A 22623-nucleotide genomic window follows, 5' to 3' on the forward strand; every position below is an offset into this window, starting at 1 on the left:
CCCCCCCCCCGTTTTTTGGGGTTGCGCCTCCCCTTCCCCCCCCCCACCCCCCCCCTCCCCCCCCCCCCCCCCCCCCCCCCCCCCCCCCCCCCCCCCCCCCCCACGCCCACCGCCCCACGTGCAAAGCGCAATCTTTACCTGTTCGTGACATTTCAGCGCTTGACCTGCCACATGGATGATAAGCATTATCATTCACCCCAAAGTGGCCAGGTTCCCCCGTGAGTCAATCCCGGTTCAATTCAGTCTTCCTCACCCAGCGCCTCAGCCTGCTGCGCACCTTGCAACGCATGGTCGGCAACCCCAGCACCGCCGAGGACCTGCTGCAGGAAACCTACCTGCGGGTCACCCGTGCCCTGGGCGAGCGGCCGATCGAGCACCTTGAACCCTTCGTGTTCCAGACCGCGCGCAACCTCGCCCTGGACCACCTGCGCGCCCGCCGGGTGCAGGCACGCACCCTGGTCGACGACGTGCCCGAGCAAGTGCTGCACAACGTCGCCGCGCCCGCCGGCAGCAGCGAGGATGCCGCCCACGCCGAGCAACTGCTCAAGCACCTGAGCGTAAGCCTTGGCCAGCTGACCGAGCGCCAGCAGCGCATCTTCATCCAGAGCCGCCTGCATGGCGCCAGCTACCTGGAAATCGCCGAGCAGTTGAACGTCTCGGCCAGCACCGTGCAGAAGGAACTGAAACTGATCATGGCCATCTGCATGGGCGTCGCCGCTCGGCACCAGTGACGCGACCACTCGCCGCGCACCTGCGCAAAGCCCTTGCCATGTGCCGGGCCTGCGCCGATCATGCGCAAAAAAGCCCCCGCAAGGATCCTTCGTGACCGATCAGCCCAGCCCTCGCCCGACACCTGCCGAGCCTGATGCCCGCGCCCGTGCCCGCGAGGAGGCGATGGACTGGCTGATCCGCCTGCAATGCGCCACTGACCAAGACACCCAGGCCTTCGAGCACTGGCTGGGCGCCGAGCCGGAAAACGCCGAAGCCTACGTCGAAGCCGAAGCGCTGTGGAACGGTGCGCCGCTGCGCCAGGCCGCCGAGCAATTGCAGCAACGCCAGCGCCGCTCCCTCGGCGGGCGCCTGCGCAGCCACTGGAAGCCGCTGGCCACCGCCGCCGTGCTGCTGGTCGGGCTGTTCACCTTCGGCAACCTGCCTGTGCGCCTGCAGGCCGACCACCTCACCGTGGTCGGCGAGCGCCAGCGCCTGCAACTGGACGACGGCGCCAAGATTTTGCTCAACACCAACTCGGCCTTCGCCAGCGATGTGCGCGACGGGCGCCAGGTTGCCCGCTTGCTGCAGGGCGAAGCCTACTTCCAGGTCGCCGGCGGCAGCCAGCCGCCGCTGGAAGTGCAGGCCGGGCCGCTGCGCGCCAACGTGCGCGACACCGACTTCGCCGTGCGCTACCTGGACGGCGAAGCGCAGGTGCGCGTACAGCGTGGCGACGTCGATCTGCAGGGGGCCCGCGACCAGCGCATCCGCCTGAGCGCTGGCGACAGCATCAGTGTCGGCCCCCAGGGCTTCGGCCAGCGCCAGCGCGTCGACCTGAACAAGGAACTGGCCTGGGTCGAAGGCCGCCTGGTGTTCGAAAACTGCCCGCTGGGCCAGGTCATCGCCGAAGTGCAGCGCTACTACCCAGGCTGGATCATCAGCCGCAATGCGCAGCTGGAGCAGGTCGCGGTCACCGGTAACTACCGCCTCGACCAGCCCCTGCAAACCCTGCGCGCCCTCGCCCACATCACCTCGGCGCAGCTGCATGAATACCCTGCCGTGGTGATTCTCAACTAAGCCAACAAGTTTTTTTACGCGACCCCTGTAGGCAGCACGTCTCGTTATAGCCAATGCAACTGATTCTCGTTCGATAACGACAACAGTCCACGCCTATAACCCCTCGCGCGACAGGGAGCGCTTTCGATGTCCACAGGTCCAACCCGCCCGTTCACCCCTTCCCGCCGCCACGGGCAGCTGTCCTTGCTGACCCTTGCCCTGCTCGCCAGCGGCGCCTGCAGCCTGCCGGCCCTGGCCGTGGAGCCTGCCCAGGCAAGCAGCCCGCGCATGGGCGACTACCGCTTCGCCATTGCCCAGCAGCCGCTGGTTTCGGCGATCAATGCGTTCAGCCAGGTCACTGGTTGGCAGGTCGGCTTCAACGCCGAGCTGGCCGAAGGCGTGGCCTCGCCAGGGGTGCAGGGCTCGCTGGCCCCGGAAGCGGCCCTGCAACGCCTGCTGCACGGCACTGGCCTGGCCTATCGCAAGATCGACAACGCCAACGTGGTGCTCGAACGCCAGGCGGGCAGTGCCATTGCCCTGCAACAGATGACCGTCAGCGCCACCCGTAGCGCCCAGGAGGTCAGCCAGGTGCCCAGCACCGTCAGCGTGCAGACCCGCGAGCAGTTGGACCGGCAGAACGTCAACGACATCAAGGACCTGGTGCGCTACGAGCCGGGCGTTTCGGTCGGCGGCGTTGGCCAGCGCAGCGGCTTGAACGGCTACAACATCCGCGGCATCGACGGTGAACGCATCCTCACCCAGGTAGACGGCGTGTCGATCCCCGACAGCTTCTTCTACGGCCCCTACGCCCAGACCCAGCGCAACTACGTCGACCCGGAAATCGTCAAGCGCGTCGAGATCCTGCGCGGCCCGGCCTCGGTGTTGTACGGCAGCAACGCCATCGGCGGCGCGGTCAGCTACTTCACCCTCGACCCTGAAGACATCATCAAGCCCGGCAAGGATGTCGGCGCACGCCTGAAGACCGGCTACAGCTCCGCCGACGAGAGCTGGCTGACGTCCGCCACCGTCGCAGGCCGCCACGCCGACTTCGACGGCCTGCTGCACCTGAGCCAGCGCAACGGCCACGAGACCGAGTCCTACGGCGAGCACGGCGGCAGCGGCCTGGCCCGCACCGAAGCCAACCCCGAGGACGTGCGCACCACCAACGTGCTGGCCAAACTGGGCTGGAACTACGCCGACGACGCCCGCCTGGGCCTGACCTACGAGCACTACAAGGACGACCGCGACCAGAACATCCTGAGCTCCGTGGGCGGGCCGTTCATTCCCGGTTTCGGCGCCTCGAACTCATACCGCATGCGTCAGGGCAACGACACCGTCACCCGTGAACGCTTCGGCATCAATCATGAATTCGGCCTCGACAGCCTGGTCGCCGACCACCTCAAGTGGAGCCTCAACTACCAGATCGCCAAGACCGACCAGCGCACCGACGAGCTGTACTTCGCCGCCGGCCGCCAGGTGTTCCGAGACCGCCAGACCACCTACAAGGACCGCCAGTGGGTCCTTGACGCCCAGTTGGACAAAGCCTTCAGCATTGGCGCCACCGAGCACCTGCTGACTTATGGCACCACCCTAAAGCACGAGAAGATCAGCGGCATCCGCCAGGGCGTCGGCACCTGCCTGAACGTCGGCGGTTCCTGCAGAGCCGTCGGCCAGATCAGCGCACGCGATGGCCAGGTACCGGTCAGCGACTTCCCCGACCCGACCGTGAACACCTACAGCCTGTTCGCCCAGGACGAGATCCGCTGGAACAACTGGACCTTCCTGCCGGGCGCCCGCTACGACTACACCCGCATGGAGCCCAAGTTCACCGACGAATTCCTGCGCGGCGTGCAGAGCACCAGCGTGACCGGTGCCGCCAATGCCGACGACTCGGCCAAGAAGTGGCACCGCGTATCGCCCAAGTTGGGGGTCACCTACGCCTTCAACGACAACTACACCTGGTACGGCCAGTACGCCGAGGGCTTCCGCACCCCGACCGCCAAGGCCATGTACGGCCGCTTCGACAACCCGGGCCTGGGTTACAGCGTGCAGCCCAACCCTGACCTGGAGCCGGAAAAGAGCAAGAGCTACGAGACCGGCCTGCGCGGCAATTTCGACGCCGGCAACTTCGACGTGGCGGTGTTCTATAACAAGTACCGCGACTTCATCAACGAAGACGCCATCCTGTCGTCCAACCTGGGCGCCAAGTTCCAGGCCAACAACATCAAGCACGCCACCATCCGCGGCGCCGAGTTCAAGGGCCGCCTGAACCTCGACCACTTCGGTGCCGCGCAAGGCCTGTACACCCAGGGCTCGGTGGCCTATGCCCGTGGCCGCAACGACGACAACGGCCAGCCGCTGAACAGCGTCAACCCGCTCACCGCCGTGCTCGGCCTGGGCTACGAGCAGCAGAACTACGGCGGCTTGCTCAGCTGGACCCTGGTCAAGCAGAAGGATCGCGTCGACGACACCACCTTCTTCGCCCCCGACGGCACCAGCAAGCAGTTCCGCAGCCCCGGCTACGGCGTGCTGGACCTGACCGGCTTCTACAAGGTGAGCGAGGACGTCACCGTCAACGCCGGCCTGTACAACCTCACCAACAAGAAGTACTGGCAGTGGGATGACGTGCGCGGCTACGACTCGATCGGCGAAGCCAGCGTGACCCAGCCGGCCAACCTCGACCGCCTGACCATGCCGGGGCGCAACTTCGCCATCAATGTGGTGTGGGATATCTGATTAGAACGCTTTGAACTTGCGAGCCTGTGCGAGCAACTGACTTGCTCGCCATTCGCACAGCTGCGCGATCACTGTGGGAGCGGGTTCACCCGCGAACACGGGCATAGCCCGTGCCAGGCACCGAGGTGTCACCTTCGCGGGGCAAGCCCGCTCCCACAACTCGCAGTCCGACGAATGATTCAACTTCCCAGATGAGGTTTTTTTACTGTCGTGCGTCATCTGTTTCGTCTTAACACTAGACAACCCATTTCCCAAGGATGCCCCCGATGTCCACCTCCTCCGAGCGCGCCGCCCTGCGCTCCCAGCGCCTGAACCAGGTCACCCACGCCCCGCACACCGAGCTGGACGCCCTGGTCAAGTCGCACAAGCCATTCGACAGCCGCGAGAGCTTCGCCCGCTTCGTGGTCGCCCAGTACCTGTTCCAGTCGGAACTGCAGGCCCTGTACAACGACCCGCAATTGATCGCCATCGTCCCCGACCTGGCAGCGCGCTGCCGCGCCGAACAGGCTCGCCTGGACCTTGCCGACCTCGACACCGAAGTGCCGGCGCCCTTCGCCGGTGCCCTGCAGAACCCGAGCCTGGGTGAAGCGCTGGGCTGGATCTTCGTCTCCGAAGGCTCCAAACTGGGCGCCGCATTCCTGATCAAGCGCGCCGTGGCGCTGGAACTGTCCGACAGCTTCGGTGCCCGCCACCTGGGCGAACCGGAAGGTGGCCGCGCCGAAGGCTGGAAGCAGTTCACCCGCATTCTCGACAGCCAGGCCCTGTCGCCCGAGGAAGACGCCGCCGCCGAACGTGGCGCGGTCGCCGCCTTCGAGCGCTTCACCGAGCTGCTCAAGCATGCCTACGCCACCGACGCTGTGCTGGCCTGACACGCTTCACCCGGCCGCCCGCGGGCGGCCGCACCGTTGTAGTGAGACCATGACCCGACTCGCCCGCTCCAAAGTGTCCCGGCTGCTCTACGCGATCCTGGCTTATGTCAGCTTAGGGGTAGGCCTGGTTGCCATCGTCATCCCCGGCCTGCCGACCACCGAGTTCATCCTGCTCGCCGCCTGGGCCGCCACCCGCAGTTCGCCGCGGCTGTCCGCCTGGCTGGAGAACCACCGGTTGTTCGGGCCGATCCTGTACAACTGGCGCAATGGCCGGGTGATCCAGCGTCGCGCCAAGGTCAGCGCGACCCTGAGCATGCTGCTGTGCGCGGGGCTGATGCTGACCTTTCTCGAGCACCACTGGCCGGTCTACCTGGCCATCGCCGGCATGACCCTGGGCAACCTGTGGATCTGGTCGCGCCCGGAGCGGCCGACCACGCCGGGGTCGGTCGAGCTGCAACGCTGAGGGGTTTGCACTGTGCTGGCGGATGTACTGCAATAGGGCCCAGCAAGGAGGACCCTGCATGCAGCCGTTGCTCGACACCATCGCCCAGTCCCTGAGCCTCGACCCCGCCGCCGTGCGCTGGCAAGGGGTCGGCGCACTGCCCTCGACGTTCGCCGTGAGCGAACTGGCCACCGCCAGTATTGCCGCCTGCGGCCTGGCCCTGGCCAAACTGCTGGAAAGCCAGACGGGCGCTTGCCCAGCGGTGCAGATCGACCGCCGCCTGGCCTCATTCTGGTTCAACACCAGCCTGCGCCCCCACGGCTGGCAACTGCCGCCATTGTGGGACGCCATTGCCGGCGACTACCCAACCGGCGACGGCTGGATCCGCCTGCACACCAATGCCCCGCACCATCGTGCCGCTGCCTTGCAGGTGCTCGGCACCCAGGCCGAACGCGCCAGCGTTGCCCGCGAGGTGACCAGATGGCAAGGCGATGACCTTGAAGCCGCTGTGGTCGCAGCCGGTGGCTGCGCGGCGCGCATGCGCAGTTGGCCGCAATGGTGCGCCCATCCCCAGGGCCAGGCGGTCAACCGACAACCGCTGATCCTGCGCCAGGCCTTCGCCGGGCCGGCACAGGCCTGGCAGGGCAACCCAGCCAGGCCGTTGGCCGGAGTGAAGGTGCTCGACCTCACCCGCATCATCGCCGGCCCGGTGGCCACCCGCTTGCTCGCCGCGTTCGGTGCCGAGGTACTGCGCCTCGACCCACCCGGCTGGGACGAGCCTTCGCTGGCAGCGGAAGTCACCCTGGGCAAGCGCTGTGCGCGCCTGGATTTGCGGGCGCAGGCTGATCGCCAGGTATTCGAACGCCTGCTCAGCGAGGCCGATATCCTGGTCCACGGTTACCGCGCCGATGCGCTCGAACGGCTGGGTATAGGTGCCGAACGTCGCCGCCAGCTCAACCCCGGCCTTATCGATGTGGGCCTGAACGCCTATGGCTGGGGCGGCCCCTGGCAGGACCGCCGCGGCTTCGACAGCCTGGTGCAGATGAGCACCGGCATCGCCCACGAAGGCATGCGCTGGCAGCAAGCGGATCGGCCTGTGCCGCTGCCGGTGCAGGCGCTGGACCATGCCACCGGCTACCTGATGGCGGCGGAGGCGATCCGCGCGCTGACCGAGCGTTTACGCAGCGGCCAGGGGTGCCAGGCACGGCTGTCGCTGGCGCGTACCGCGGCACTGCTGGTCGAACGCGGAACGGTGGAAGAGGACCTGCCGCTGGCGGCGGAGACGTCCGCAGACCTCGAGCCGCACATCGAGCACACGCCATGGGGTGCGGCGCAGCGGATCAAAGGGCCGCTGCAGGTGGGCACGGCGGTGATGGCATGGGCACGAGGGAGTTGCGAGCTGGGTTCGGCCACTGCTCAGTGGTGACCACTCAACACGCATCTTGTACCGCTCAACGCGCATTCCCTGTAGGAGCGGCACAAGGCCGCTCCTACAGCAAGCGTGTCACCTGGCAACTGCGCGTTTCACAAACTCAACAGCCCCGAATACAACGCATACGCTGCCAGCCCCGCGCCCGCCAGCACCCCCGCGAAGATCAGCTTTTCCCACGAGGTGAATAGCGCCAGCCCCTGCTCGTGCCTGGCCCGGGCGAACAGGATCACCCCCGGCGCGTACAGCAACGCTGACAGCAGCACGTACTTGAGCCCACCGGCATACAGCAGCCAGACCGCGTACAGCAAGGCGATCAGCGCCACCAGCAAGTCCTTGCGGCGCACGCCAGGCTGGCCTTGGTAGCTGTCGCCACGCAACGCCAGCAACACCGCATAGGCCGCCGACCAGAAGTACGGCACCAGGATCATCGATGACGCCAGGTAGATCAGGCTGGTGTAGGTCCCCGCCGAGAACAGCGTGATCAACAGGAAACCCTGGATCATCACGTTGGTCAGCCACAGCGCATTGGCCGGCACATGGTTGGCGTTTTCCCGGGCAAGGAAGCGCGGCATGGTCTTGTCGCGGGCGGTGGCGAAGAGGATCTCGGCGCACAGCAGCGCCCAGGACAACAGCGCGCCCAGCAGCGACACCGCCAGCCCGATGCTGATCAACAGCGCGCCCCACGGCCCGACGATGTGTTCCAGCACCGAGGCCAGCGACGGGTTCTGCAACCCGGCCAGTTCCGGCTGGGTCATCACCCCCAGCGACAGCACGTTGACCAGCACCAGCAGCGCCAGCACCCCGAGAAAGCCGACCACCGTGGCCTTGCCCACGTCCGATCGGCGCTCGGCACGGCCGGAATACACGCTGGCGCCCTCGATGCCGATGAACACGAACACCGTCACCAGCATCATGTTGCGCACCTGTTCCAGCACGCTGCCGAACTTGGGATTGCTCAAGCCCCAGATGTCGCGGGTGAAGATATCGGCACGGAAAGCGAATGCGGCAATCACGATGAACATCAGCAGCGGCACCACCTTCGCCACGGTGGTCACCTGGTTGATGAACGCCGCCTCCTTGATGCCGCGCAGCACCAAAAAATGCACCGCCCACAGCAGCAGCGAGGCGCAACCGATGGCCAGCGGCGTATTGCCCTCACCGAACGCCGGGAAATAGAACCCCAGGGTGCTGAACAGCAACACGAAGTAACCGACGTTGCCCAGCCAGGCGCTGATCCAGTAGCCCCAGGCGGACGAAAAGCCCATGTAGTTGCCGAAGCCGGCCTTGGCGTAGGCGTACACCCCCGAGTCCAGTTCCGGCTTGCGGTTGGCCAGGGTCTGGAACACGAAGGCCAGCGCCAGCATGCCCACCGCGGTGATGCTCCAGCCGATCAGCACGGCACCGACGTCGGCGCGCGCCGCCATGTTCTGCGGCAGCGAGAAGATCCCCCCGCCAATCATCGAGCCGACCACCAGCGCGATCAGGGCGCCTAGGCGCAGCTTCTGTCCCGGTTCGCTCATGGCGCTTCTCCCCTTCTACCCCTTGCTGAACATGAAATTTCGATCTAACGCATATAAATGTTACAGCATATTTATATTAATGCAGGACATTAAAGCTAGTTCACTCATAACTCCTTTGTCTAACTAAAAGCGCACGACACCCAGGGTTTTAAAGGACTTTCTCGTGCATGGCGCATTGCCACCACTCAATCTTGTGAAAAATTTGCGAAATATCCAGAAACGGCTAGCTTCATAGCGCAGGCAAAACGGAGCGTTTGCTCTAGATGGACACGGAGGTGCCAGTGCACAAGGCTTGCAGCAAAGCTGTCGGCATCCTCCAGGAGGTACATGAAGGGTCTTTTTAACCCTTCATGTCGGCATGAACTGATCTAAATCAGCTAATGACCCAGGCGTCAGATTTATTCTGAAGTCAACTTTCTCCTGGTACGGAGTCGTTAAATGTCTGATTCTCCCGCAAAACTAAAGTTAGGTGCACTTGTTGCACTTGTCGTCGGCTCGATGATTGGTGGCGGGATCTTCTCGCTGCCGCAAAACATGGCCGCCAGCGCCGGCGTAGGAGCCGTGCTGATCGGCTGGGCCATCACCGCGGTGGGCATGCTCACCCTCGCCTTTGTGTTCCAGACCCTGGCCAACCGCAAACCTGATCTTGACGGCGGTGTATACGCCTACGCCAAGGCCGGTTTCGGCGATTACATGGGTTTTTCGTCCGCCTGGGGCTATTGGATCAGCGCCTGGCTGGGCAACGTCGGCTACTTCGTGCTGCTGTTCAGCACCCTGGGGTATTTCTTCCCGATCTTCGGCGAAGGCAATACACCGGCGGCAGTGATCGGTGCCTCGATCCTGCTGTGGGCCGTGCACTTCCTGGTGCTGCGCGGCATCAAGGAAGCGGCGTTCATCAACCTGGTCACGACCGTGGCCAAGGTCGTGCCGCTGGCGCTGTTCGCGCTGATCTGCCTGTTCGCCTTCCGGCTCGACATCTTCACCGCTGATATCTGGGCCCTCGGTACGCCGGAGCTGGGCAGCGTGATGAACCAGGTGCGCAACATGATGCTGGTCACCGTGTGGGTGTTCATCGGCATCGAGGGCGCGAGCATCTTCTCCTCCCGCGCCGAAAAACGCTCCGACGTGGGCAAGGCCACGGTCATCGGTTTCGTCACCGTGCTGCTGTTCCTGGTGCTGGTCAACGTGCTGTCGCTGGGGGTGATGACCCAGCCGGAACTGGCCAAGCTGCAGAACCCGTCCATGGCTGCCGTGCTTGAACATGTGGTCGGCCACTGGGGGGCGGTGCTGATCAGCGTCGGCCTGATCATCTCGCTGCTGGGGGCGCTGCTGTCGTGGGTGCTGCTGTGCGCCGAGATCATGTTCGCCGCCGCCAAGGACCACACCATGCCGGAGTTCCTGCGCCGCGAGAACGCCAATCAGGTGCCGGCCAACGCCCTGTGGCTGACCAACGCCATGGTGCAGATCTTCCTGGTGATCACGCTGTTCTCCAACAGCACCTACCTGTCGCTGATCTACCTCGCCACCTCGATGATCCTGGTGCCCTACCTGTGGTCGGCGGCCTACGCCTTCCTGCTGGCCTGGCGCAACGAGACCTACGAGCAGGCCCTGGCCGAACGCAAGAAAGACCTGATCATCGGCGGCATCGCCCTGGTCTACGCGATCTGGCTGCTGTACGCCGGCGGCGTGAAGTACCTGCTGCTCTCGGCCCTGCTGTACGCCCCTGGCGCCATCCTGTTCGCCAAGGCCAAGCGCGAAGTGGGCCAGCCGATCTTCACCAGCATCGAAAAACTGATTTTCGCCGCCGTGGTGGTGGGCGCCCTGGTGGCGGCCTACGGCTTGTACGACGGCTTCCTGACCCTTTGAACACCTGTATTCGCTTTACTGGAGGAATGAACCATGTCCACTGAAAAACAGAAATACGGCGTCCACTCCGAAGCCGGCAAACTGCGCAAAGTGATGGTTTGCTCGCCAGGCCTGGCGCACCAGCGCCTGACCCCGAGCAACTGCGACGAGCTGCTGTTCGACGACGTCATCTGGGTCAACCAGGCCAAACGCGACCACTTCGACTTCGTCACCAAGATGCGTGAACGCGGCATCGAAGTGCTGGAAATGCACAACCTGCTGACCGAGACCGTGCAGAACCCCGAGGCGCTGAAATGGATCCTCGACCGCAAGCTGACCGATGACACCGTCGGCGTCGGCCTGAAGAACGAAGTGCGTGGCTGGCTCGAAAGCCTGGAGCCGCGCAAGCTGGCCGAGTTCCTGATCGGCGGCGTGGCCGGTGAAGACCTGCCGGAAAGCGAAGGCGCCAGCGTGATCAAGATGTACCGCGACTACCTCGGCCATTCCAGCTTCCTGCTCGACCCGCTGCCCAACACCCAGTTCACCCGCGACACCACCTGCTGGATCTACGGCGGCGTGACGCTCAACCCGATGTACTGGCCGGCGCGACGTCAGGAAACCCTGCTGACCAGTGCCATCTACAAATTCCACCCTCAGTTCACCGAAGCCGACTTCCAGGTCTGGTACGGCGACCCCGACAAGGATCACGGCAAGGCCACCCTCGAAGGCGGCGACGTGATGCCGATCGGCAAGGGCATCGTGCTGATCGGCATGGGTGAACGCACCTCGCGCCAAGCCATCGGCCAACTGGCGCAGAACCTGTTCGCCAAGGGCGCGGTGGAAAAAGTCATCGTCGCCGGGCTGCCCAAGTCCCGCGCCGCGATGCACCTGGACACCGTGTTCAGCTTCTGCGACCGCGACCTGGTCACGGTCTTCCCGGAAGTGGTCAAGGAGATCGTGCCGTTCATCATTCGCCCGGACGAAAGCAAGCCTTACGGCATGGACGTGCGCCGCGAGAACAAGTCGTTCATCGAGGTGGTCGGCGAACAGCTGGGGGTCAAGCTGCGCGTGGTCGAAACCGGCGGCAACAGCTTCGCCGCCGAGCGCGAACAGTGGGATGACGGCAACAACGTGGTGGCCGTGGAGCCCGGCGTGGTCATCGGCTACGACCGCAACACCTACACCAACACCCTGCTGCGCAAGGCCGGGGTCGAGGTCATCACCATCAGCGCCGGCGAACTGGGCCGGGGCCGTGGCGGCGGCCACTGCATGACCTGCCCGATCGTCCGCGACCCAATCGATTACTAACGCCCATTGCACCCGGCCGCACCCACGAAGTGGCGGCCGGGCTACCTACCGAACTCAAGGAGAACCGTCATGGCGTTCAACATCCATAACCGCAACCTGCTCAGCCTCGAGCACCACACCACCCGCGAGCTGCGCTACCTGCTGGACCTGTCCCGCGACCTCAAGCGCGCCAAGTACACCGGCACCGAGCAGCAGCACCTGAAGGGCAACAACATCGCCCTGATCTTCGAGAAGACCTCGACCCGCACCCGCTGCGCCTTCGAAGTCGCCGCCTACGACCAGGGCGCCAATGTCACCTACATCGACCCCAATTCCTCGCAGATCGGCCACAAGGAAAGCATGAAGGACACCGCCCGCGTGCTCGGGCGCATGTACGACGCCATCGAGTACCGTGGCTTCAAGCAGGAGATCGTCGAAGAGCTGGCCAAGTTCGCCGGTGTGCCGGTGTTCAACGGCCTGACCGACGAATACCACCCGACCCAGATGATCGCCGACGTGCTGACCATGCGCGAGAACAGCGACAAGCCGCTGCACGACATCAGCTACGCCTACCTGGGCGACGCCCGCAACAACATGGGCAACTCGCTGCTGCTGATCGGCGCCAAGCTCGGCATGGACGTGCGCATCGCCGCGCCCAAGGCGCTGTGGCCCCATGACGACCTGGTCGAGCGTTGCCAGAAGTACGCAGAAGAAAGCGGTGCGCGCATCACCCTCACCGAAGACCCGAAAGCCGCAGTCAAAGGCGTGGACTTCGTGCACACCGACGTCTGGGTATCGATGGGCGAGCCGGTCGAAGCCTGGGGCGAACGCATCCAGCAACTGCTGCCCTACCAGGTGAACAAGGAGCTGATGAAGGCCACCGGCAACCCGCGCACCAAGTTCATGCACTGCCTGCCGGCATTCCACAACTCCGACACCAAGGTCGGCAAGCAGATCGCCGAACAGTACCCGCACCTGGCCAACGGCATCGAAGTGACCGATGACGTGTTCGAGTCGCCGGCGTGCATCGCCTTCGAGCAGGCGGAAAACCGCATGCACACGATCAAGGCGATCCTGGTGTCGACCCTGGCTGATCTGTAACCCCTTGTGGGAGCGGGCTTGCCCCATAGTCTCTCTGAAGGACATTCCCCATGCGTATCGTTGTTGCATTGGGCGGCAACGCCCTGCTGCGCCGTGGCGAGCCGATGACCGCTGACAACCAGCGCGCCAATATCCGCACCGCCACCGAACAGATCGCCAAGATCCACCCCGGTAACGAACTGGTCATCGCCCACGGCAACGGCCCGCAGGTCGGCCTGCTGTCGCTGCAGAGCCTGTCGTACAAGCCGGATGAAGCCTACCCGCTGGATGTGCTCGGCGCCGAGACCGAAGGCATGATCGGCTACATGATCGAACAGGAACTGGGCAACCTGCTGGCCTTCGAGGTGCCGTTCGCCACCCTGCTCACCCAGGTTGAAGTGGACGCTAATGACCCGGCCTTCAAGGACCCGACCAAGTTCATCGGCCCTGTGTATGCCAAGGAAGAAGCCGAGCGCCTGGCCAAAGAGAAAGGCTGGGTGGTCAAGCCCGACGGCGACAAGTACCGCCGCGTGGTGGCCAGCCCCAAACCCAAGCGCATCTTCGAGATCCGCCCGATCAAGTGGCTGCTGGAAAAGAGCAGCATCGTGATCTGCGCCGGTGGTGGCGGCATCCCCACCCTGTACGACGAAAACCGCAAGCTCAAGGGCGTCGAGGCGGTGATCGACAAGGACCTGTGCTCGGCACTGTTGGCCGAGCAATTGGAAGCCGACCTTCTGATCATCGCCACCGACGTCGATGCGGCCTACATTGACTACGGCAAGCCGACCCAGAAAGCGATTGCCCAGGCCCACCCCGACGAGCTCGAAAAGCTGGGCTTCGCCGCCGGTTCCATGGGGCCCAAGGTGCAGGCTGCCTGCGATTTCGCCCGGCATACCGGCAAGGTCGCGGTGATCAGCTCGCTGGAAAACATCGAAGACATCGTCAAAGGCACCGCCGGCACACGGGTTTCCACCGCCAAGCCGGGTATCAGCTACCGTTGAATGCAGTTGGCGGGCGCCCGTCGCCCGCCGTTTTCAACCTTCCGGAGGTTTCCACCATGGCCCAGTACCAACCCGGTCACGTTCATATCGAGCGCACCGCGCTGAACACCAACGACCACAGCTACGACCTGAACATCAACTACGAAGTGGCCCAGGACCCCAAGGAAGGCAGAGGCATCGAGTTCCGCCTGCATGGCAGCATCGAGGGCAAGCCGGTCGACGAGAAGTTCTTCCTGGCCAAGGACCAGGTGCTGCCCAGCTTCCTCAGCGTCACCACGCGCAAGGCCCAGGCATACCTGAAGCCGCCCAAGAAATTCGAGACCCTTGGCTCGCCGCACAAGCTGTACGACGCCATGTTCGAAGACATTCGCGCGAAGCTGGATGTGAAGTCGGGTGACCCGATCAAGCCTGAACATCTGGAATAGTCGAATTCATCGCGGGGCAAGCCCGCTCCCACAATTACAGCGCTGCCCCGGAATCCCTGTGGGAGCGGGCTTAATCCCTGTGGGAGCGGGCTTGCCCCGCGATAGGCTTCATACGATCACCAAGGCATACTGTCGCCCTCCCCGGCCATAACCGCCTACCCCATGCGCATCCACGTCAGCTTCATCGACCGCGTCGGCATCACCCAGGAAGTCCTGGCCCTGCTCGGTGCCCGCAACCTCAACCTCGATGCCGTGGAGATGGTCCCGCCGAACGTCTACATCGACGCCCCGACCCTCAGCCCCGCCGTGCTCGAAGAGCTGCACGACGCCCTGTTCGAGGTGCGTGGCGTGCAGTCGGTGGAAGTGGTCGACATCCTCCCTGGGCAACGCCGCCACCTGCAGCTCGACGCCCTGCTCGCCGCCATGAGCGACCCGGTGCTGGCGGTGGACAGCGCCGGCAAAGTGCTGCTGGCCAACCCGGCGCTGATCGCCTTGTGCGGGCGCGAGTCGGCCGGGCGCTCCCTGGCCGAGCTGTTCGGCGACACCGGCCTGCTCCAGGCCCTGCTGGACAACAATTTCCACCTGCCCATGCGCGAGATGCAGCTCAATGGCCAGAGCCTGCTGCTCGACGCCACGCCGATCACCAATGCCGGCGGGCTGCTCACCCTGTACCCGCCCAACCGCATGGGCGAGCGGCTGTCGGCGCTGCACCACGATCACGCCGAAGGCTTCGACGCCATGCTCGGCGACTCGCCGGCCATTCGCACCCTCAAGGCCCGCGCCCTGCGCGTGGCGGCCCTCGACGCCCCCTTGCTGGTGCACGGCGAAACCGGCACCGGCAAAGAGCTGGTGGCCCGCGCCTGCCATGCCATCAGCAGCCGCCATGCCGCGCCCTTCCTGGCCCTCAACTGCGCCGCCCTGCCCGAGAGCCTGGCCGAGAGCGAGCTGTTCGGCTATGCCCCGGGCGCCTTCACCGGCGCCCAGCGCGGCGGCAAGCCGGGGCTGATGGAGCTGGCCAACCAGGGCACGGTGTTCCTCGACGAGATCGGCGAGATGTCGCCCTACCTGCAGGCCAAGCTTCTGCGCTTCCTCAGCGATGGCAGCTTCCGCCGGGTCGGTGGCGACCGCGAAGTGAAGGTGGACGTGCGCATCATCAGCGCCACCCACCGCAACCTTGAGCAGATGGTCACCGAAGGTAGCTTCCGCGAAGACCTGTTCTATCGCCTCAACGTACTCAACCTGCAAGTGCCGCCGCTGCGCGAGCGCGGCCAGGACATCCTGCTGCTGGCGCACTACTTCATGCAGCAGGCCTGCACCCAGATCCAGCGGCCACAGTGCCGACTGGCGCCAGCCACCCATGCGGCGCTGCTGGCCAACCCCTGGCCGGGCAATGTGCGCCAGCTGCAGAACGTGATCTTCCGCGCGGCGGCCATCTGCGAAAGCAACGTGGTGGATATCGGCGACCTGGACATCGCCGGCACCTCGGTGGCGCGCGGGCAGGACGGCGAAGTGGCGAGCCTGGACCAGGCCGTCGGCGATTTCGAGCGCGAGCTGTTGCAACGGCTGTATGCCAGCTATCCGTCGACCCGGCAGTTGGCCGGGCGGCTGCAGACCTCGCACACCGCCATTGCCCAGCGCCTGCGCAAGTACGGAATTCCCGGCAAGGCCTGAGCGTTGCCATCGAACTCGACGACCAATCAGAAAATAGCGAAGGCATTCTCAGACTTACCCTACCCGTACACCCCCAACTTCCTAAACGCCGCCGCGTACCATACCGGGCTCTGTTCATGGGGCATTGCGGTTTTCGCCCCGGTTTTTAAGGAAGAGTACGTTGAATGCTTGAGCTCGATTTCTATGGAACGCTGGTGGCCGCTTCGCTGGTCCTTCTGCTGGGACGCGGCCTGGTCAAACGGGTCGGTTTCCTGCGCACCTACAACATTCCCGAACCGGTAGCCGGCGGCCTGGTGGTTGCCCTGCTGCTGTTGGCGCTACGCGGCCTTGATGTTCGGATTCAGTTCGACACCTCGTTGCAAACACCGCTGATGCTGGCGTTCTTCGCCACCATCGGCTTGAACGCAGACATCGCCAGCCTGAAGAAGGGCGGGCGCGTCGTCGGCGTATTCCTGTTGGCGGTCGCCGGGCTGCTGGTCGTGCAGAACGCCCTGGGCATCGGGCTGGCCAAGGCGTTGGGGCTCGACCCGTTGATGGGCCTGCTGTCCGGCTCCATTTCCTTATCTGGCGGCCATGGCACCAGTGCCGCGTGGGGCGCGACCTTCAGTGAGAAGTTCGGCCTGGCCTCGGCCACGGAACTTGGCATGGCCTCGGCAACGTTCGGCCTGGTGCTGGGGGGCCTGATCGGTGGCCCCGTCGCGCGCCTGCTGATTGCCGGGGTCAAGACGCCTGGCTTCGAACAGCAACCTCCCCGGCTGCCCAAAGGCTTCGAACAACCCGACAAGGAGCGCTTGATCACGCCCTTTTCCCTCATCGAAACCATCGCCCTGATCGCCATCAGCCTGCTGGCCGGCACCCAGCTCAATGGTGCGCTGCATGACACCGCCTTCGAGTTGCCGACCTTCGTCTGCGTGCTGTTCGTCGGCGTGATCCTGCGCAACGGTTTGTCGACGCTGGGCGTGTACCAGGTGTTCGAACGGGAGGTTTCAGTGCTGGGCAATGTCAGCTTGTCGCTGTTCCTGGCAATTGCGCTGATGTCGCTCAAGCTGTGGGACCTCGCCGCCCTGGCCTTGCCCTTCCTCGTCCTGTTGGCCGCGCAGACGCTGGTCATGGCGCTGTTCGCGATTTTCGTGACCTTCCGGATCATGGGCCGCAACTACGATGCGGCAGTGCTGGCGGCCGGCCATTGCGGCTTCGGCCTCGGCGCCACGCCGACGGCCATCGCCAACATGCAGGCGATCACCCAACGCTACGGGCCTTCGCAACTGGCCTTCCTTGCGGTGCCGATGGTGGGCGCGTTCTTCATCGACATCATCAATGTCATCGTGATCAAGCTGTACCTTGCCTTGCCCTTGTTCAGCGTCGGCTGATCAGTTGAGCGTGCGCCTGTTCCCCTCGCCTACGGCTCTGGGAATCGCCGCTGCGTAGTGCGCTCCACCCACATCTGCTCGTTCCCCCAGAAGGTGGCGCTTAGGCGCCGCCTTCTTTTATGTGTAACGAAACAAGTACATCGTATCGAAATCAATACACACCCATTCGAGTGCGCCTGCGCAAGGGTTTGATCCTCAAGTGCTTTTGAATCCAGTCGGCTGTGTATCGATTTCATTCCACATGCATGACAAAACTCTTACTAGAAATATTTAAGTCATTGATTTAATTAGATTTATTCATACTGGCCGCATTATTGCTAAGGGAATTCCAACCTTAAGAGCGCGGGCCTACCGCGCCAACGCCCCCTGCTTCCCGAGGAATTCCCATGAGCGAGTTGCGTTTCACCGAAGATCACGAATGGCTGCGCGTCGAAGCCGACGGCAGCGTCACCGTGGGCATCACCGCCTACGCCCAGAACGCCCTTGGCGATGTGGTCTACGTGCAACTGCCGGAACTGCAGCAGTACGACAAAGGCGCCGAAGCCTCCACCGTGGAGTCGGTCAAGGCGGCCAGCGGCGTGTACATGCCCCTGAGCGGTGAAGTGGTCGCGGTCAACGACGGCCTCAACGATCAACCCGAGCTGGTCAACGAAGACCCGCTGGGCGAAGGCTGGTTCTTCCGCTTCATCCCCGCCGACATGAACGAAGTGGCTGCCCTGCTCGACCAGGACGCCTACGACCGCCTGCTCAAAGCCAACGACGACGCCTGAGGAACCTGCCATGACCATCAACCTCGGCACCGCCAACGAATTCATCGCCCGTCACATCGGCCCACGCGCCGCTGACGAGCAGGCCATGCTCGCCACCCTCGGTTTCGACTCGCTGGAAGCCATGAGCGCTGCGGTCATCCCCGACAGCATCAAGGGCACCAGCGTGCTGGGCAGCGAAGACGGCCAGAGCGAGGCCGATGCCCTCGCCGCACTGAAAGCCATCGCCGCCAAGAACCAGCTGTTCAAGAGCTACATCGGCCAGGGCTACTACAACACTCACACCCCGGCGCCGATCCTGCGCAACCTGCTGGAAAACCCGGCCTGGTACACCGCCTACACTCCCTACCAGCCAGAAATCTCCCAAGGCCGCCTGGAAGCGCTGCTGAACTTCCAGACCCTGATCAGCGACCTGACCGGCCTGCCGATCGCCAACGCCTCCCTGCTCGACGAAGCCACCGCCGCCGCCGAAGCAATGACCTTCTGCAAGCGCCTGTCGAAGAACAAGGCCAGCCATGCCTTCTTCGCCTCAAGGCACTGCCACCCGCAAACCCTCGACGTGCTGCGCACCCGCGCCGAACCGCTGGGTATCGACGTGGTGGTGGGCGACGAGCGTGAACTGAGCGACGCCAGCGCCTACTTCGGCGCCCTGCTGCAGTACCCGGCCAGCAACGGTGACGTGTTCGACTACCGCGCCGTGGTGCAGCAGTTCCACGCCGCCGGCGCCCTGGTGGCCGTGGCCGCCGACCTGCTGGCCCTGACCCTGCTGACCCCGCCCGGTGAGTTCGAGGCCGACGTGGCCATCGGCAGCGCCCAGCGCTTCGGCGTGCCCCTGGGCTTCGGTGGCCCGCACGCGGCCTACTTCGCCACCCGTGACGCGTTCAAACGCGACATGCCAGGCCGCCTGGTCGGCGTGTCGATCGACCGCTTCGGCAAGAGCGCCCTGCGCCTGGCCATGCAGACCCGCGAGCAGCACATCCGCCGCGAGAAAGCCACCAGCAACATCTGCACCGCCCAGGTACTGCTGGCCAACATTGCCAGCATGTATGCCGTGTACCACGGCCCGGCCGGCCTCAAGCAAATCGCCGAACGCACCCACGCGCTGACCGCGATCCTGGCCACCGGCCTGGTGAAACTGGGCGTGAAAGTGCTCACCCGCGAGTTCTTCGATACCGTCACGCTGAATACTGGCAGCGCGACCGCAGCCCTGCACGACAAGGCCCGCGCCCAGGGCATCAACCTGCGCCAGATCGACGCCGACCACCTGGGCCTGTCGCTGGATGAAACCAGCAGCCAGGCCGATGTCGAAGCCCTGTGGCAACTGTTCGCCGACGGCCAGGCCGCCCCGGACTTCGCCACCCTGGCCCCGACCATCGTCGGGCGCCTGCCGAGCGGCCTGCTGCGCCAGTCCGCCATCCTCGAGCACCCGGTGTTCAACCGCTACCACAGCGAAACCGAGCTGATGCGCTACCTGCGCCGCCTGGCCGACAAGGACCTGGCGCTGGACCGCACCATGATCCCGCTGGGCTCGTGCACCATGAAGCTCAACGCCGCCAGCGAGATGATCCCGGTGACCTGGGCTGAGTTCGGCAACCTGCACCCGTTCGCCCCGGCCGCGCAAAGCCAGGGCTACCTGCAGATGACCAGCGAGCTCGAAGCCATGCTCTGCGCGGCCACCGGCTACGACGCCGTATCGCTGCAGCCCAACGCCGGCTCGCAAGGTGAATACGCAGGCCTGCTGGCGATCCGCGCCTACCACCGCAGCCGTGGCGACAGCCACCGCGATATCTGCCTGATCCCGTCCTCGGCCCACGGCACCAACCCGGCCACCGCCCACATGGCCGGCATGCGTGTGGTGGTGACCGCCTGTGACGCCCGTGGCAACGTCGATATCGACGACCTGCGCGCCAAGGCCCTCGAGCACCGCGAACGCCTGGCCGCGATCATGATCACCTACCCGTCGACCCATGGCGTGTTTGAAGAAGCCATCGGCGAGATCTGCGCGATCATCCACGACAACGGCGGCCAGGTGTACATCGACGGCGCCAACATGAACGCCATGGTCGGCCTGTGCGCCCCGGGCAAGTTCGGCGGCGACGTGTCGCACCTGAACCTGCACAAGACCTTCTGCATCCCCCACGGCGGCGGCGGCCCGGGCGTCGGCCCGATCGGTGTCAAAGCGCACCTGGCACCGTTCCTGCCGGGCCACGCTACGCTTGAAAACACCGCTGGCGCGGTATGCGCCGCACCGTTCGGCAGCGCGAGCATCCTGCCGATCACCTGGATGTACATTCGCATGATGGGTGGCGCCGGGCTCAAGCGCGCTTCGCAGATGGCGATCCTCAACGCCAACTACATCGCCCGTCGCCTGGAAGAGCACTATCCTGTGCTGTACACCGGCGGCAACGGCCTGGTGGCGCATGAGTGCATCCTCGACCTGCGCCCACTCAAGGACACCAGCGGCATCAGCGTCGACGACGTGGCCAAGCGCCTGATCGACTTTGGTTTCCACGCCCCGACCATGTCGTTCCCGGTAGCGGGCACGCTGATGATCGAGCCGACCGAGAGCGAATCGAAAGAGGAACTGGACCGCTTCTGCAACGCCATGATCCAGATCCGCGAAGAGATCCGCGCCGTGGAGAACGGCAGCCTGGACAAGGACGACAACCCGCTGAAAAACGCCCCGCACACCGCGGCGGAGCTGGCCGGCGAGTGGACCCACGGCTACAGCCGCGAGCAGGCGGTTTACCCGCTGCCGAGCCTGGTGGAAAGCAAGTACTGGCCACCGGTCGGCCGCGTCGACAACGTGTTCGGCGACCGCAACCTGGTCTGCGCCTGCCCGTCGATCGAGAACTATCAGGACGTCTGATAGCGCTTTCAATTGGTGTTGGAGCTGTCGTGGGAGCGGGCTTGCCCCGCGATAGCTTCAGATCAGGTGACGATGTTGTCAGTGCTGACGCATTCGCGGGGCAAGCCCGCTCCCACAGGTTATCCCTCGAGGAGGTAACACTATGTCCCTGAGCGTCTTCGACCTGTTCAAGATCGGCATCGGCCCCTCCAGCTCCCATACGGTCGGGCCGATGCGCGCCGCCGCGCGCTTCGCCGAAGGGCTGCGCCGCGACGGCCTGCTGGCCGGCACGGTCAGCGTCAAGGCCGAGCTGTATGGCTCGCTCGGCGCCACCGGCAAGGGCCACGGCAGCGACAAGGCCGTGCTGCTCGGGCTTGAAGGCGAGCACCCGGACACCGTCGATACCGAAAGCATCCCCGCCCGCCTCAAGGCGATCCGCGACAGCGGTCACCTGCGCCTGCTTGGCGAGCATGAGATCGAATTCGTCGAAAAACAGCACCTGGCGATGATCCGCAAGCCGCTGGCCTACCACCCCAATGGCATGATCTTCCGTGCCTTCGATGCGGCCGGGCTGCAGATCCGCAGCCGCGAGTACTACTCGGTGGGTGGCGGCTTCGTGGTCGATGAAGAGGCCGCCGGCCACGACCGCATCGTCGAGGACAGCACCGTGCTGCCCTACCCGTTCAAGACCGGCAAGCAGCTGCTCGGGCATTGCGCCGCGCAACAGTTTTCGTTCAGCCAGGTGATGCTGGCCAACGAAGCGGCATGGCGCCCCGAGGCCGAAACCCGCGCCGGGCTGTTACGCATCTGGCAGGTGATGCAGGACTGCGTCGAGGCCGGTTGCCGCCACGAGGGCATCCTGCCGGGTGGGCTGAAGGTCAAGCGCCGCGCGCCGGCGCTGTACCGCCAGCTCAGCCAGCACCCGGAAGCCAGCCTGCGCGATGCGCTGTCGGTGCTCGACTGGGTCAACCTGTACGCCCTGGCGGTGAACGAGGAAAACGCCTACGGCGGGCGCGTGGTCACGGCGCCGACCAATGGCGCGGCCGGCATCGTGCCCGCGGTGCTGCACTACTACATGCGCTTCGTCCCCGGCGCCAACGAGGATGGGGTGGTGCGCTTCCTGCTCACCGCAGCGGCGATCGGCATTCTGTACAAGGAGAACGCGTCGATTTCCGGCGCCGAAGTGGGCTGCCAGGGCGAGGTCGGCGTGGCCTGCTCGATGGCCGCCGGGGCCTTGTGCGAGGTGATGGGGGGGACCCCGCAGCAGGTGGAGAACGCCGCCGAGATCGGCATGGAACACAACCTGGGCCTGACCTGCGACCCCATCGGCGGGCTGGTCCAGGTGCCCTGCATCGAGCGCAACGCCATGGGCTCGGTGAAGGCGATCAATGCGGTGCGCATGGCCCTGCGCGGCGACGGGCAACATTACGTCTCGCTCGACAAGGTCATCCGCACCATGCGCCAGACCGGCGCCGACATGAAAAGCAAATACAAGGAGACCGCCCGCGGCGGTCTGGCCGTCAACATCATCGAATGTTGACCCGAACAAAAACCAAGGAGTCACCG

17 protein-coding genes are annotated in these 22623 nt (G+C 64.9%); 16 read left to right on the forward strand and 1 reads right to left on the reverse strand.

Annotation, left to right across the window (positions count from 1 at the left end):
* Positions 1-218 precede the first annotated feature (218 nt).
* The 6 genes from ACO6VM_RS06715 (at position 219) to ACO6VM_RS06740 (ending at position 7237) form a co-directional block, all read left to right on the forward strand.
* Positions 219-731 (forward strand): RNA polymerase sigma factor, encoded by a 513-nt coding sequence (locus ACO6VM_RS06715; protein WP_401060636.1) that lies wholly within the window; start codon positions 219-221, stop codon positions 729-731.
* Between the two features lie 91 nt (positions 732-822).
* Positions 823-1785: a FecR family protein gene (locus tag ACO6VM_RS06720; protein WP_401060634.1), complete on the forward strand. Its 963-nt coding sequence runs from the start codon at positions 823-825 to the stop codon at positions 1783-1785.
* Positions 1786-1911: 126 nt separating this feature from the next.
* Complete coding sequence (locus ACO6VM_RS06725) at positions 1912-4500, forward strand: TonB-dependent receptor (RefSeq protein ID WP_422402956.1); 2589 nt, start codon at positions 1912-1914, stop codon at positions 4498-4500.
* A 266-nt stretch (positions 4501-4766) separates the two neighbouring features.
* The gene (locus tag ACO6VM_RS06730) at positions 4767-5369 is read left to right on the forward strand and encodes a biliverdin-producing heme oxygenase (RefSeq protein WP_422402957.1); all 603 of its coding nucleotides are present in this window, start codon (positions 4767-4769) and stop codon (positions 5367-5369) included.
* Positions 5370-5418: 49 nt separating this feature from the next.
* Positions 5419-5832: a YbaN family protein gene (locus ACO6VM_RS06735; RefSeq protein ID WP_401060630.1), complete on the forward strand. Its 414-nt coding sequence runs from the start codon at positions 5419-5421 to the stop codon at positions 5830-5832.
* Between the two features lie 58 nt (positions 5833-5890).
* On the forward strand, positions 5891-7237 hold the full coding sequence (locus ACO6VM_RS06740; RefSeq protein WP_422402958.1) for a CoA transferase: 1347 nt from the start codon (positions 5891-5893) through the stop codon (positions 7235-7237).
* 98 nt (positions 7238-7335) lie between these two features.
* Here ACO6VM_RS06740 and arcD (ACO6VM_RS06745) read toward each other — a convergent pair whose 3' ends face one another.
* Positions 7336-8763, reverse strand: a complete 1428-nt coding sequence (gene arcD / locus ACO6VM_RS06745; protein ID WP_422402959.1) for an arginine-ornithine antiporter — start codon at positions 8761-8763, stop codon at positions 7336-7338.
* Positions 8764-9201: 438 nt separating this feature from the next.
* On the opposite strand from arcD (ACO6VM_RS06745), the gene arcD (ACO6VM_RS06750) reads away from it, so the two are divergent.
* From arcD (ACO6VM_RS06750) to ACO6VM_RS06795, 10 genes are all read left to right on the forward strand, one after another.
* Entirely contained in the window at positions 9202-10629 is a 1428-nt protein-coding gene (gene arcD / locus ACO6VM_RS06750; RefSeq protein ID WP_401060626.1) for an arginine-ornithine antiporter, read from the forward strand.
* 33 nt (positions 10630-10662) lie between these two features.
* Complete coding sequence (arcA, locus tag ACO6VM_RS06755) at positions 10663-11916, forward strand: arginine deiminase (protein WP_401060624.1); 1254 nt, start codon at positions 10663-10665, stop codon at positions 11914-11916.
* 69 nt (positions 11917-11985) lie between these two features.
* Positions 11986-12996 carry an ornithine carbamoyltransferase gene (locus tag ACO6VM_RS06760; protein ID WP_401060623.1) on the forward strand — a complete coding sequence of 337 codons (1011 nt, stop codon included), beginning with the start codon at positions 11986-11988 and terminating at the stop codon, positions 12994-12996.
* Positions 12997-13046: 50 nt separating this feature from the next.
* Complete coding sequence (gene arcC / locus ACO6VM_RS06765; RefSeq protein ID WP_422402960.1) at positions 13047-13976, forward strand: carbamate kinase; 930 nt, start codon at positions 13047-13049, stop codon at positions 13974-13976.
* Between the two features lie 56 nt (positions 13977-14032).
* Complete coding sequence (locus ACO6VM_RS06770; RefSeq protein ID WP_110993241.1) at positions 14033-14401, forward strand: DUF5064 family protein; 369 nt, start codon at positions 14033-14035, stop codon at positions 14399-14401.
* 162 nt (positions 14402-14563) lie between these two features.
* A complete protein-coding gene (locus ACO6VM_RS06775; protein WP_401060620.1) occupies positions 14564-16072 on the forward strand; it encodes a sigma-54-dependent transcriptional regulator in 1509 nt (502 codons plus the stop codon).
* A 164-nt stretch (positions 16073-16236) separates the two neighbouring features.
* Complete coding sequence (gltS, locus tag ACO6VM_RS06780; RefSeq protein WP_401060618.1) at positions 16237-17442, forward strand: sodium/glutamate symporter; 1206 nt, start codon at positions 16237-16239, stop codon at positions 17440-17442.
* Positions 17443-17828: 386 nt separating this feature from the next.
* On the forward strand, positions 17829-18212 hold the full coding sequence (gene gcvH / locus ACO6VM_RS06785) for a glycine cleavage system protein GcvH (protein ID WP_347151613.1): 384 nt from the start codon (positions 17829-17831) through the stop codon (positions 18210-18212).
* A gap of 10 nt (positions 18213-18222) precedes the next feature.
* Positions 18223-21078 (forward strand): aminomethyl-transferring glycine dehydrogenase, encoded by a 2856-nt coding sequence (gene gcvP / locus ACO6VM_RS06790; protein ID WP_401060616.1) that lies wholly within the window; start codon positions 18223-18225, stop codon positions 21076-21078.
* A 142-nt stretch (positions 21079-21220) separates the two neighbouring features.
* Positions 21221-22597 (forward strand): L-serine ammonia-lyase, encoded by a 1377-nt coding sequence (locus tag ACO6VM_RS06795; protein ID WP_110993237.1) that lies wholly within the window; start codon positions 21221-21223, stop codon positions 22595-22597.
* The last annotated feature ends 26 nt before the right edge of the window (positions 22598-22623 follow it).

The sequence above is a fragment of the Pseudomonas sp. GZD-209 genome (assembly GCF_049310485.1).
Taxonomy (GTDB): Bacteria; Pseudomonadota; Gammaproteobacteria; order Pseudomonadales; family Pseudomonadaceae; genus Aquipseudomonas; species Aquipseudomonas sichuanensis.